10 protein-coding genes are annotated in these 12,719 nt (G+C 68.7%); 6 read left to right on the forward strand and 4 right to left on the reverse strand.

The window, feature by feature from the left end; translation table 11 throughout:
• Window positions 1–39: 39 nt before the first annotated feature.
• The gene (locus tag QSK05_RS20700) at window positions 40–4,212 is read left to right on the forward strand and encodes an nSTAND1 domain-containing NTPase (RefSeq protein ID WP_285598914.1); all 4,173 of its coding nucleotides are present in this window, start codon (window positions 40–42) and stop codon (window positions 4,210–4,212) included.
• 81 nt (window positions 4,213–4,293) lie between these two features.
• Here QSK05_RS20700 and QSK05_RS20705 read toward each other — a convergent pair whose 3' ends face one another.
• Complete coding sequence (locus QSK05_RS20705; RefSeq protein ID WP_285598915.1) at window positions 4,294–4,947, reverse strand: hypothetical protein; 654 nt, start codon at window positions 4,945–4,947, stop codon at window positions 4,294–4,296.
• Between the two features lie 207 nt (window positions 4,948–5,154).
• On the opposite strand from QSK05_RS20705, the gene QSK05_RS20710 reads away from it, so the two are divergent.
• Complete coding sequence (locus QSK05_RS20710; protein WP_285598916.1) at window positions 5,155–5,349, forward strand: hypothetical protein; 195 nt, start codon at window positions 5,155–5,157, stop codon at window positions 5,347–5,349.
• A 72-nt stretch (window positions 5,350–5,421) separates the two neighbouring features.
• Entirely contained in the window at window positions 5,422–5,835 is a 414-nt protein-coding gene (locus QSK05_RS20715; protein WP_285598917.1) for a VOC family protein, read from the forward strand.
• A 57-nt stretch (window positions 5,836–5,892) separates the two neighbouring features.
• On the opposite strand, the gene QSK05_RS20720 is transcribed toward QSK05_RS20715, so the two are convergent.
• A complete protein-coding gene (locus QSK05_RS20720; protein WP_285598918.1) occupies window positions 5,893–6,219 on the reverse strand; it encodes a hypothetical protein in 327 nt (108 codons plus the stop codon).
• Window positions 6,220–6,344: 125 nt separating this feature from the next.
• Here QSK05_RS20720 and QSK05_RS20725 point away from each other — a divergent pair, with 125 nt between their 5' ends.
• The 3 genes from QSK05_RS20725 (at window position 6,345) to QSK05_RS20735 (ending at window position 8,990) form a co-directional block, all read left to right on the forward strand.
• Window positions 6,345–7,565 (forward strand): MFS transporter, encoded by a 1,221-nt coding sequence (locus tag QSK05_RS20725; RefSeq protein ID WP_285598919.1) that lies wholly within the window; start codon window positions 6,345–6,347, stop codon window positions 7,563–7,565.
• Between the two features lie 109 nt (window positions 7,566–7,674).
• Window positions 7,675–8,364, forward strand: a complete 690-nt coding sequence (locus QSK05_RS20730) for a TVP38/TMEM64 family protein (protein ID WP_285598920.1) — start codon at window positions 7,675–7,677, stop codon at window positions 8,362–8,364.
• 218 nt (window positions 8,365–8,582) lie between these two features.
• The gene (locus QSK05_RS20735) at window positions 8,583–8,990 is read left to right on the forward strand and encodes a RidA family protein (protein ID WP_352302008.1); all 408 of its coding nucleotides are present in this window, start codon (window positions 8,583–8,585) and stop codon (window positions 8,988–8,990) included.
• Window positions 8,991–9,108: 118 nt separating this feature from the next.
• On the opposite strand, the gene QSK05_RS20740 is transcribed toward QSK05_RS20735, so the two are convergent.
• Window positions 9,109–11,286 (reverse strand): pyridoxamine 5'-phosphate oxidase family protein, encoded by a 2,178-nt coding sequence (locus QSK05_RS20740; protein ID WP_285598922.1) that lies wholly within the window; start codon window positions 11,284–11,286, stop codon window positions 9,109–9,111.
• 212 nt (window positions 11,287–11,498) lie between these two features.
• Window positions 11,499–12,611: an FAD-dependent monooxygenase gene (locus QSK05_RS20745; protein ID WP_285598923.1), complete on the reverse strand. Its 1,113-nt coding sequence runs from the start codon at window positions 12,609–12,611 to the stop codon at window positions 11,499–11,501.
• Window positions 12,612–12,719: the final 108 nt, after the last annotated feature.

Genomic DNA, 12,719 nt, shown 5'->3' on the forward strand with positions numbered 1-12,719 from the left:
AGCCCCGTTTCTGTCTAAGCTGAGCGGCGGGGGTGAAGAATGACGGACGAGGGGCGCGCCGGCGCGCGCAACTGGATGTCCCGGCTACGCGGGGAGGCCACGCCGGAAGGGCTGTCGCTGGTCGCGGGACTCGCCGCCGCGACGAGCGCCCAGATCTGGTTGCCCGCGCTCGCGGCCGGGGGCACCGCGGGGGCGGCGGCGATCATCGCGGGCGTCGGCGGGAATCTGATGGCCAGCGTCGTCGAAGACGTCTGGCGGCGCACCCGGCACGACGAGAAGACCGAGGGTGACGAGTCCGCCCGGTTGCAGGCCGTGCTGGAGAAGACCTTCGAACGGCTGCTCTCCGAGGACGAGCAGCATGGGGTGCGACTGGTCTTCGAGCATGAGCTGCGCCGGTTCCTCAGCCTCAGCGGGGCCCTGGACGAGACCAGCGCCGATCCCGATCTGCACGCCGGCCTCGTCCGTGTGCTCAACGACCTGACCGGCGTGATCGCCACCGGCCACCGGGTCATCCTCGATCAGGTGCAGGCCGGGCAGGACCGCGTGGACGACTACGCCGCTCGCCAGAGCGCGGCCCTGGCACAGCTCATGCGCCTGGAACAGCTGCGGCAGGCCGAGATCCGCCGCTTCATCGACAGCCGCACACCGGTGGACGAGACCGGCCGGCCCGACCCCGGGCAGGCCCCGTACCCGGGCCTCGACCCGGTCGGCCCGGCCGAGGCGGCGGCCGGGTTCTTCCACGGTCGTGACGAGATCCTCGCCGCCCTGCTCACCCGCCTCGCCGTCCGCGCGCAGGCCGACGTGAGTCTGCTCATCGTCACCGGATCCTCCGGAGTGGGCAAGACCTCCTTGCTCCGGGCCGGACTGATCCCCGCCGTCGACAACGCGCTGCTGGATGTCGACGGTTCGCAGGACTGGCCGGTGGTGTACCTCGAGCCCGGCCGAAAACCGCTCCAGGCGCTCGCACACAGCATCACCCTGATGAACCACGCCGTCGGCGCGCTGCCGGACGACCTCGCCCGCGAGCCCAACGCGCTGGGGAACTCGCTGGGCCCTCTGCTGGAGGAACGACCCGACGGTGCCCGCGTCCTTCTTGTGGTCGACCAGGCCGAGGAACTCTTCACCCTCGGGTGCTCCGGTCAGGAGCGGAAGGCCTTCCTCGCTGCGTTGATCAGAGCGTCGATGAAGGACGCGGTGGTCCTCCTCAGTTTCCGGGCGGACTTCTACGCGCAGTTCGCCGCGCAGGACATCCTGCGCGTCCACCTCGAACACCACTCCCTGTTCGTGCCTCCGATGAGCCGAGCGCAGTTCCAGGAAGTCATCGAGGGCCCGGCCCGCGCGGCCGGTCTCACTCTGGGCCTCGGGCTGACCCGGGCCCTGCTCGACGACACCAGTGCCGAGTCCCTGCCGCTGCTGGCCCACACACTGCGCCAGCTCTGGGAGGACAGCGACGGCACCATGCTCCGGCTGGGTGACTACCGCGAGATGGGCGGTCTGGCCCACGCCATCAGCGCGACCGCCGAGAGGGTCTACCACGACCTGAGCGCCGACCAACGGGAGATCGTGCGTCCTCTGCTCCTGTCCATGGTGAGTATCGGTGACGGGACCAACGACACCCGCCAGAGTGTCGTCACGTCCGACCTCCTGGCTTCTTTCCAAGACGGAAAGGCCGATGCCGAGACCGTTCTGCGCCGCCTGAACGAGGCCCGCATCGTCACCTCCGGCCGGCTCACGAGCACCCTCACCCACGAGACCATCATCACGGCCTGGCCGGAACTGCAGGGCTGGCTGAACGACGACCGCACCGGCCTGCGGCTGCACGAGGAACTGCGCAACGCCGCGCTCTACTGGAACACCCACCGCGACGAATCCGGAACACTGTGGGGCGGCGACCGTCTCAACACCATGAGGGAATGGTCCGGGGAACACCCGCAGGCCCTGACCACACTCGACCAGGAATTCCTGGTGGCGAGCCAGAACCATCAGGACGCCGCCAGGACCGCCGAACAACGGCGTGCCCGCCGGGTCCGTTTCCTGGCCGGTCTTTTTGCCGCGTTGTTCACGATCGCCTCGGTGCTCGCCGTGGTCTCGTTCCGCCAGACCCGGGCGGCCGAGTTGTCGCGCAACAGCATCCTGGTCGATCAGATGGTGGGCCAGGCGCAAGACCTGCTGCGCAGCGATCCGCGCCTGGCCACGCTGCTGGCGCTGGAGGCCGACCGCATTCATCACACCACCGACACTGAAGACCTGCTGACTGTCGCGGCCCGGTCGCCGATCTTTCGCACGGTCAGTGGGCACACCGACGAGGTAACCGCGGTGGCCTACAGTCCCGACGGCACGATGTTCGCGACCTCCAGCTACGACAAGACCGTACGGATCTGGAATGCCGCCGACGGCAGCCAGAAACGTGTCCTTACCGGACATCAGGGCGCGGTGCTGCAGGTGGTCTGGTCTCCTGACGGCGCGATGGTCGCCAGTAGTAGCGGGGACGGTACGGCGCGCCTCTGGAACGTCTTCACCGGACGGGAGATTCGCCGTCTGACGGACGCCGCGACTGCCGCGGCCGGCGTCGGTCGGACGGAGGCCATGACAGGTGTCTCATTCAGCCCGGACGGCACGACGCTGGCCACGGCCGACGGTACGAGGAACACGGCGCGCCTGTGGGATGCAGCCACCGGGAAGCTGTTGCACACCTTGAAGGGGCACACGGAAACGGTTAATACGGTCTCGTACGGCCGGGACGGGAACACCGTCGTGACGGCGAGCGCGGATCAGACGATCCGGATCTGGTCGGGTGCCACCGGGAGGCAGATCCACGTGGTGAAAGGACAAACCACCAGCTCGACAGATGTTCTCGTGCACAGTCCGGACGGGAAGACCTTCGCTGGTGTCGGGCCGGATTCGGAGCTCCGCATCTGGGGGGCGAAGGACGGTAAGAGCCGGGGTGACGTCTCTGCCTACGCGCTCCACTCGGTGTCCGGCATCGCCTACAGTCCCGATTCCCGGCATCTGGCCACACTCAACCGCTCCGACCGGGTGCAGGTGTGGGACCTGAACGGCGGCGAGGTGCTGTCGATGAGTCTCGCGGGGGAGGCCGTCAGCGGTTCCGGCCTGGCCTTCAGCCCCGACGGCAAGACCGTGGCGGCCGCCGTGGCGAATCGCGTACGTCTGTGGACACTGGCTACCGGCGACAGCACCCGTCTTCTGGGGCAAGCGCCCAGACAGATCATGGGGTTGGCCTATTCGCCGGACGGCTCGCTCCTTGCCTCGGCGCAGGGGTATCTGGCAGACCGGCTGCGACTCTGGGATGCCCACACCGGTCGGGCTCGGGGGAACGTCGACCGGGGGATAGGCGGAACGGGGCAGGTCGAGTTCAGTGCCGATGGCTCTGTCCTGGCCACCGGTGATGTCGGCGTGCCAGGGTCCTTCGAGGACACCGGGAACACCGGGGGATTCGGGACCGTGCAATTACGCGACCCGGTGACCGGTCTGCCCACCGGGAAACTCTCTGTCGCTGGCAAGCGTCTTACCACAATGGATTTCGGCCCCGGTCATCTTCTCGCTGCCGGCTACCACGACGGAACCGTCCGGATCTGGGACACCGCTCGCCGCACGGTCGTACGGACGTTCGCGGGCGCCACCAGTCAGGTGGGCCGCCTTGCCTACAGTTCCGACGGAACTACTGTGGCCGTCACGGGTAACGGCAACCAGATCGGGATCTGGGACGCCCGTGGTGGCAGATTGCTGCGGCAACTCACCGGGCACACCTCGTATGTGCTGGCTCTCGCGCTGAGCCCGGACGGAAAAACGCTGGCCAGTGGTGGTTATGACCATACGGTTCGGGTCTGGGACGTTGCGAGCGGTCAGCAACTGCACGTGATCACCGCCCATGAGGACGTCGTCGAAGCCCTTGCTTTCTCTCCCGATGGGAGAACGCTGGCCAGTACGGGCCAGGACGAGTCCGTGCGGATGTGGCGCGTCGCCACCGGTAGGGCGCTGGGGCTGATCTCCGACCATGGGGCAGGGGTGGATCTCCTGACATTCAGCCCGGACGGCGTTCACCTGGCCATGAGAGGGCCAGGGCCGGTGGAGATCTGGTACCTCGGCGCGAACACGTCGAAGGAACACCTCTGCGGTCGCGCCGGCCGTGATCTCACGCGGGCCGAGTGGGCCGAGTACATCGGTGGGGACTATCGCCGCACGTGCGGCTGACACCCTCTCCGCCGGGGAGACAGTAGGAAATCCCCCTGATTCCTCGTTGGCTTGATGTGGGTTCTCGCCCTTGCAGTTCCGTCAGATCTGAGACGGATGCTGCTCTGCTTCGAGCTCAAGAGGGGCGCTGATGCGCAGGCGCTGGTCCACCGCGAGGGTCAGCGGCTCGGCCAGATGGGGGACGATCGCTTGCGCCCAAGGTCGCAGGGCAGTGAGGAAGCCGATGAGGTCCTGCTGAACATCACGCAGAAGTCGGGCCAAAGCATCGCGAGGGATGTCGGTGTGATGGTCGCCGGGCGCTTCTCCTGGCCGGATCTCGTCTTTGGTCTTCCACAGACGTACCGTCGATCCGCGGTGCTCCAGCGACACGTCTGGGTCGTGGCCGAGGTAGATGTTGTCACCGTGAAGAACCTCGAGCCAGGTGCGCCATTCGTCGAGGCCGAAGCAGCAGCCGGGGTCGATGACGACGTCGGGCGCCGTGATCTGGAGGCCACCGGGGGCGAAGTCACCGTCGTCACTGGTCAGATACGTCTCGATGGCCTCGGTCGCCGTCGCCGGGATGATCGACAGGTCGTCAGCAGTGGCCGTGCGGCCGATCAACGCCCACATCGCGGCTCCTACCTGCCCGGGCGTCGGCCGCGCGGACACCGGGACGAAGTACTGGGGCTGCTCGACCACCCAGAACGGACAGTCGACGACACTCCAGCGCTCCAGCATCGGCGTCATCATGATCACCCATCAAGGCTATCGACGGCGACACGACGCAGGACCGCACCAGGGACATCCCGGCTCGACGCCGAGCTGGTCCAGGCATCCGCCGGGCGTGTCGCTTTGCCGCGCAAAGCTCAGGCAGCGTCTGCGAAATCGCCGGCGAAGCCGCAGCCGCCCATCGAGTACTGCGTGAACTCGACACCGCCGCCCAGGACTACGCCTACTTCCTCAATGCAGCAGTTCACCCTGATCGCCGACCACGACCTGCCCGCCCTGATCACCGAGCTGAAACTCGATGACGCGGTCGGCGAGGCGTTGGGGCAGCACGTGGCCTATCTGAAGAACTGGATGTCCGGAATCCTTGAATGGCACCGGAAAGCCACCCGCTACACACCCGAAGAGTTGCAGTCCCGCAGGATGGGCTGAGCGCCCGGTCCACTCGCGGTACGGAGTTCGATGGTTACGGTGGGTTCACTGCCTGCCGAAGGGGGAACTCTGATGACCGATCGTTCCGGATCTCGCATCGACCATCTGAACATTGCCGTGCCGGACCTGGTCGCGGCCGTCGGGTTCTACGACCCGGTACTGGCCTCGATCGGCATCACGCGGATGCTCGACATCCCGCCGGACTACGAGCCCGGGATGCCGGCCATGGTGGGCTTCGGTCTGGCCGGGGTGAAACCGTACTTCTGGCTCGTCGACAACGGCACGGTGGGCACCAACATGCATCTGGCCTTCACCGTTGACACGCACGACGAGGTGCGCGCGTTCTACGACACCGCACTGGCTGCCGGCGCCACCGAGCTGCTGACCCCGGCGTTCCATCCCGAGTACCACGAGGACTACTTCGGTGGCTTCGTGACCGACCCCTACGGCATCAACCTGGAGGCCGTCTGCCATCAAGCGTCCTGATCGCCACGGCCCCGGGCTCAGCAGAGAACCTGATGGGAAGCCCTCTGCCATAGGCTCTCACCTGGCAGTTCTCGGTTCCCCAGGGTGCCTCCAGCCGTCCGGCAACCAGTTCAAGATGGCCAGACGGCGCAGCTCCCTCACCGTGTCCTCGGTCACGAACCGCTGCACCCCCACGATGGTGGCCTCTCGCATCCCGCGGGCGATCATCTCGTCCACCCGCACGCCTTTGACCAGACCGCGGCGGAAAGCAACTTGGTTCTCGGGTGCCGGTTCGCGGGTAAAGGCAGCAACCAGATCACTCATGGACGTGGCGTCGAAGGCGTTCACGTCGAGGTAGATCTCTGCGGCAGCGAGGAAGGCTTTAAGGTCGGGGTCGGCGGTCATCATTCCTCTTGGGGATCTGTGACGGCGAGTCGACCAGGACCGTGCCGAGCACCTCAACATGACCAAGTCAGCGGCCGGATCCCGGCCCTTGACCCTGCCGCTACGTCGCAGTTTCCACTGGGCCCATGCCCCGCGTCGTCCTCGCCTATCTCGGCTCCTACTTCCTGTCCGTCCTCGGTAACTCGATCGCCGCGGTCGCCCTGCCCCTGGTGATCCTGCAGTCCACCGGAAGCCCTCTGAAAGCCGGTGTGGTCGCCGCGGCCACTGCGGTCCCCGCCGTCATGGCCGGGATCTTCATGGGAAGCGTCATCGACCGGATCAACCGCCGCACGTCGTCGATCGTCACCGACCTGGTCTCCGCCGCCACGACTGCCGCCCTGCCCCTGGTCGCCCTCACCACCGACCTGACCGTCGGCTGGTTCGTCCTGTTCGGTGTCCTCGGATCACTGGGCGACGTTCCCGGCTTGACCGCCCGAGAGGCCCTGCTGCCCGCGATCTCCCGCAACAGCGGCATGACCCCCGAGCGTCTGGTCGGACTCCGGGAGAGTCTCGGCGCCCTCTGCATCGTGATCGGGCCGGCCATCGCGGCCGGGGCTTTGACCTTCTTCGAGGGCACCACCGTGCTCTGGGTGACCGCCGTGACCTCCCTGGCCGCCGCCCTCGTCACCCTGCTGATCCCGAGCACACTCACCACGGTAGAGGCGCCGGGGCCCGGGACCGGTCTCCGCGCTGGCTGGAAAGCATTGTTCAGCAGCCCTTTTCTGGTGACGACGACCGCACTCATCTGCCTGTCCGCCGTGGTCCTCGCCGCTCTGCAGGGCCTCGTCCTGCCCGTCCACTTCACCAGCACCGGCCAGCAGAACCGGCTCGGGCTGGTGCTCACCACCCTCGCCCTCGGCCTGCTGCTGGGCAGCGGCCTCTACGCCGTCGCCGCCCGCACCCGCTCCCGCCGGTTCTGGCTCGTCACCGGAATGGCCGGAACCGTCGCCGGATTCGCCGTGACGGCAACCCTTCTCAGCACCGTCGTGATCCTCACCGGCGCCTTCCTGATCGGATTCTCCAGCGGCCTCTTCGCCAGCCTGCTCGGTGTTCTCAGTATGGAACGCATCGACGACGACCTGCGCGGACGCGTCATGGGCACCCAGAACGCACTGATGACCGGCGCCCCCGCCCTCGGCATCATGGGCGCGGCCGTCCTCACCGAGAAAGCCGGGGTCGAGGTCGCCGCGGCAACCCTGGCGAGTATCTGGGCCCTCGGCGCCATCGCTGCCGTCCTGGTCCCGGCCACCCGTGACCTGGATCCGCCGGTCGGCACGCCGGCCATGACCGGGATATCGGGCCGATGAGCGCCGGTCGGGATCTCGATCTCGCCCGGCACGCTGTCGGTGTCGTCCTCGGTCACGGTGCGGTGGTCCTGGACCTGATCAGCGGCCCTCGAGGGGGACGATCGGCCGGATGTGCGAGGCTGTCGACGTGCAGCGTCCGGTGCTCCGTCTCACCGGGCTCGTCGTGTTCCTGGGGGCGCTCGGCCTGCTGACGGCGTTCTTCCTGCCGGTCTCGGTCGAGGGTCTGCAGTCGCAGATGCAGCGGTTCGGTCTTCTGGCCGGGCCCGTGTTCATCGTGACATCGGCCGTGCTGGCCTTGGTGTTCGTGCCCGGGCCGCTGCTGTCCGCCGCCGGCGGCGCGATGTTCGGCACCGGCCTGGGCTTCGCGTGCAGCCTGGCCAGCACCACGCTCACCTCGGTGCTGGCCCTGCTGATCGCCCGCCGGGCCGGGGGAGGAACGGTCGAGGAGATCGGTGGGGAACGCACCCGCGCGCTGACGGAGTTGGCCCGGCGGCACGGCACCGTCGCGGTCGTCGTGCAGCGGCTGATCCCCGGGGTGCCGGACGCGCCGCTGTCCTACGCCTTCGGGGTGATCGGTCTGCGCGCGTACCAGATCGCCCTCGGTACGCTGATCGGCTCGGCCCCACGGGCGTTCGCCTACACCGCGCTCGGTGACGCGGCGGTCTCCGGTGACGCAACCCTGGCCGTCGTCGCGACCGGGGTCGGGGTCGGGGTCAGTGTGGTCGGGCTGGGCCTGGGCTGGTGGCTGACCCGCCGGAACCACCAGGGACGTACGGACGAGGTCACCCCGCCACGGTGAGGGCGAGCTCGCAGAACATCGAGCCCGTTCAGGAGAACCGGGACTCGTCCGTACTAGGCTCGTCCCCGGCGGGACGTGTCGAGGTCGACAGGAACTGCGTGCTGTGGGTCGATCCCCGGCTGTCGTCATCCGCGCGTTGGCCGAGCGTCCTACTGCGCCTGAGTATCTCGTCCGCTCCATCGCCGCATCGGAATCCCTGAAGAAAGTCAGTAGGAGCCATGAGCATGCCCCGCACCGCCATCACCACGACCGACGCCCCGGCGCCCGCCCACACGTTCTCCCAGGGAGTGCGCAAGGGTCCGGTGCTCCAGGTGTCCGGCCAGGGCCCGGTCGACCCGGTGACGAACGAGTACCTGTACCCCGGCGACGTGAAGGCCCAGACGCTGCGCACGCTGGAGAACGTCGACGCGATCCTGCGGGCCGGCGGCGCCACGTTCGACGACGTCGTCATGCTGCGGGTCTACCTGACCACCCGCGACGACTTCGCCGCGATGAACGAGGCCTACGGCGAGTTCGTCACGCAGCGCTGCGCCTCGGGCGTCCTCCCGGCCCGCACGACCGTCATGACCGGCCTGCCGCGCGAGGAGATGCTCGTCGAGATCGACGCCCTGGCCGTCCTGGACTGAGACACCCCGGGGATCGACCAGCAACGTTCGCCGCTCCTTCGTTCGTGATCATGCAAACCTTCCGGGGAAGATTTGCATGATCACCAACAAGAAGGTGGATATCCTGGACCGAGGCGGCTCAGAGGTCGGCGATGTCGAGCGTGACGTCGGTCTGGGCGCGGCCCACGCAGGTCAGGACGTAACCTTCGGCCTCCTGCCCGACGGGCAGGCAGTGCGGCTCGCTCATCGTCACCCGGCCGGAGAGAAGCTTCACGACGCACTCGCCGCAGTTCCCGACCGTGCAGGAGTAGGGCATCGGCAGCCCGGCGGCCAGCCCGGCCTCCAGCAGGGTCTGTCCGGCCGGGACCGTTCCGGCGCCGATCTCGGCCCCGCCGTCGGTGACGTTCATCCGGTGGGCGGTGCCGCTCGGGTCGGGAGGGGCCGCGCTGCGGTAGCTCTCCAGCCGGATCCGATCGTCCAGGATCTGGTGTTCCCGCAGGACTTCCCGGGCTCCGTTCATGAGGGTGTCCGGGCCGCACAGGTAGTAGCGGGCCTCGGGAGAGGGATGCACGGTGGCCAGCCAGCCGGTCAGGGACGCGCCGGTGATCCGGCCCGTCCGGCCGGTCCAGGTGGGTTCCGGGCCGGTCAGCTGGTGCGTCACCACCAGCCGGCCCGGATGCTCCCGCTGCAGCCGGGCCAGCTCACCGGCGAAGATGATGCTGGTCTCGTCCCGGTTGCCGTACAGCAGCATCAGACGGGCGCGGCCCGGACCGGCCAGCCGCGCCCGGATGATGCTCATCATCGGGGTGACACCGCTGCCGGCGGCCACCATGACGATCTCGTCGGTGTCGGCCGGGGCCGGGTCGAAGAGTGCACCCGAGGGTCCGCGGACCTCGATCTGGTCGCCCACCGCGAGCTTCCGGTGCAGATGGCTGGAGAAGATCCCGTCGTCGATGTGTTTGACGGTGATCTCCAGTTCGGGGGAGCCGGGAGCGCAGGACGCGGAGTAGGCGCGCCGCACGGTGGTCCCGTCCACGTCGAGGCCGAACGTGAAGAACTGTCCCGGAGCGAAGTCCAGAGGTTCGTCGCCGCCCCGCAGGACGATCGTGACGGCGTCGGGTGTCTCCCGGCGGATCGCGGACACCTCGAACCGGCGCGCGGGTGTGGACGCCCGGCGCGGCGGGGTGGGCACGGCGGCCGGAGAATCACTGTCGTAGCCCTCTTGGGCCAGGGCCGAGCTGAACGACCGGCCGATCAGGCGCCGGGTGACGTTCGGGAAGAGCTTCAGGAGGGCTGCCACCGGCCGGATCAGCAGGCCCCACCGGTGGGCCGGGTTGGTGGCCAGGTGCTGGGCCGCCAGGATGTTCAGATCGGGGAACGCGTCGCGGTCGACGTGGGCCGTCGCATCCCACAGGTGGGCGTCTCGCACCGGGACACTGACGCCCAGTTCCACTCCGGCGACGTCGATCAGCAGCGCCGCGTGCGGGCTCATACCTCGTAACGCCATGGTGCTGAGCAGATCCGGATCGGTGGTGACCGAAGCGGTCCCGTTCAGGTGCAGGACCTGCGAGGAGCCCGGCACCAGCGCGGCGAGGGCGATCTGGGGGTCCTGCAGCAGATTGTGGAAGGTGTCGGCGCGGCGATTGCCCTTGCGGTCCGGGATGGCGATCGTGTGCCCGTCGATGACCCGGACGAAACCCGGCCGGTCACCCCGGGGGCTGGTGTCGCTCCCGCCGTCGGCATCGCCGCTGGTGCAGACCAGGAACGGTGCGGCGGCGAGGAACTCCCGTACCCCCGGTGCATTCAGAGGGCCGGATCCGCCGGGGACGTTGCGGCCGGATGGAGCCGGGGAATGCGAGGCCACCCACAGCTGGGACCGTCCGATGGCCCGCGCGCAGTGCACGTAGACCTCCTGCACCCGCACGACGGTCCGGGCCCCGTCGCGGCTCAGCATCAGGCCGTTCAGCCGGAGGGTCTCACTGACCCCGGGTAGGAGGAAGACGAAGGAGAAACCGGTCGAATTCGCTGGCACAGGGGAGGTCTCGGGCAGGGAGAAGGCGATCCGGGTAGGGGTGAGTACCTCGAGGAACCCGGCGTCACCACCCACGAACGTGCTGCGGCGCGATCCTGCTGTGTCCCGGTATCCGGCACCCGCGATCGGGGAATGCCGCAGCACCGAGACGGCGCCCGGATCCAGGTGATCGATCTGCTTCATCATCACGGCGGGCACGGGTTTGCCCAGCAGTGCAGCGATCTCGTCCGGAGTGGTCAGAAACGCTGTTGTCGTGAGCCTTTCGCCCGGGATCTCCGTGGTCATCCCACCAGGCTAGGGTGGCCGGTCTGCGAATGGCGGCCAAGCGATACCGCGGACACGCCGACCTCGGATCAGAGGACGACGCCCACGGTGCGGTGCCCGAGGATCAGTTCCGTGAGGGGCGCGGAACTTCCGATGGTGGCCACCACGTTTCGCCTGCGCCCGGCGGGGCGGCCACGGATGACGTGACCGCCCCGCCGGTGAATCGGGGCCCGTCAGACGGCCGCAGGTGGCGTCCTGAGCGGGGTGTACGTGCTGCGGTAGGAACGCGGCCCGACGAACCGGACCAGCGAATTGCGGACGATGGCAGGCAGCGCCGCCGCCCGGGAGAACCGGTCGGTGGAGTCCTGGACGTGCTGCACCCGAGCGCGCCGGGCATTCTGGTAGCGCTCGCCGACCTGGTCCCACGGGTGGGTGGCCAGTAGGTCGGCCAGCACCTGACCGTCTTCCAGGGCCATGGCCGCGCCCTGGGCCCAGACCGGGGCGGTGGCGTGCGCCGCGTCACCGATCAGCACGCGGCGTCCATGTGCCCAGGTGCCGGAGCGGACCTCTTCGACCGCTGAGTGGTAGAGCGTGTCCGGGCGCCCGGCGAGCTCCGCCAGCACCTGCCGGACCGGAGCCGGGTAGGTGGCGAAAGTGGTCTGCAGCCAGTCCGGATTGTCGGCGACCACACCTCCGACCACGCTGGAGGCGTACCCGTACACCTGCCCCTGATCCACCGGCACCAGGAGGAACGTCGCCGTAGGCCCTGTCCACACGGTCCAGCAGTCCACCCCGGGATTGCGTGCCATGAAGCGCCAGTTGGACCCGGTGAGCAGAGCCTGGGTGCGCTCGGCGCCTCCCGGCAGCCCGGACCGCACGGCCGACCGGATGCCGTCGGCACCGATCACGAACCCGAAGTCCTCCGTGGTGTCGTCCCCGAACTCGACCCGCACCGAGTCGTCCTGCGGGGTGGTCGCCCGTACCGCCAGCGGCCGGCGCACCGGTGCGTCCAGGCCGTCGGCCAGCAGATCCAGAAGGTCTGAGCGCCGCACACACCGGGGCCGGGCCTGCGGCCCCCAGAAGGCGTCCTCGTCGACGCCGAACATCAGCCGGTCCCGGGCACTGCGGTACTCCCGGCGCCGGGTCGGCGACCCGAGCGAGGCCAGCCGCTCGCCCAGCCCCAGCCGGTCGATGGCCGTCACGGCGTTGCCCGGCAGTACGATGGCCAGCCCGGAGCGGTCCTCGCTCCGCTCGCTCAGCACCACCGGTATGTCATGGCCGCGCAGAGCCCGCGCCACCGCCAGACCGGCGATCCCCGCTCCGGCCACCAGTACCTGCTCGCCCATGACATCGTCCTTCCAGCACTCGCGAACCGTTCACCAGGACAGACCGTCGGCGACGTTGTCGAGGTGCCCGAGAGAGCACGTGGCGGGACCGGTCAAGGGTTCACACCC

The organism is Kineosporia sp. NBRC 101731, from assembly GCF_030269305.1.
Classification (GTDB): Bacteria; Actinomycetota; Actinomycetes; order Actinomycetales; family Kineosporiaceae; genus Kineosporia.

Coding starts and splice junctions, on each gene's coding strand:
- QSK05_RS20720 (WP_285598918.1), bottom strand. CDS start 6,219: ATGACCGCCGACCCCGACCTTAAAGCCTTCCTCGCTGCCGCAGAGATC.
- QSK05_RS20735 (WP_352302008.1), top strand. CDS start 8,583: ATGAGCATGCCCCGCACCGCCATCACCACGACCGACGCCCCGGCGCCC.
- QSK05_RS20730 (WP_285598920.1), top strand. CDS start 7,675: ATGTGCGAGGCTGTCGACGTGCAGCGTCCGGTGCTCCGTCTCACCGGG.
- QSK05_RS20745 (WP_285598923.1), bottom strand. CDS start 12,611: ATGGGCGAGCAGGTACTGGTGGCCGGAGCGGGGATCGCCGGTCTGGCG.
- QSK05_RS20710 (WP_285598916.1), top strand. CDS start 5,155: ATGCAGCAGTTCACCCTGATCGCCGACCACGACCTGCCCGCCCTGATC.
- QSK05_RS20715 (WP_285598917.1), top strand. CDS start 5,422: ATGACCGATCGTTCCGGATCTCGCATCGACCATCTGAACATTGCCGTG.
- QSK05_RS20725 (WP_285598919.1), top strand. CDS start 6,345: ATGCCCCGCGTCGTCCTCGCCTATCTCGGCTCCTACTTCCTGTCCGTC.
- QSK05_RS20740 (WP_285598922.1), bottom strand. CDS start 11,286: ATGACCACGGAGATCCCGGGCGAAAGGCTCACGACAACAGCGTTTCTG.
- QSK05_RS20700 (WP_285598914.1), top strand. CDS start 40: ATGACGGACGAGGGGCGCGCCGGCGCGCGCAACTGGATGTCCCGGCTA.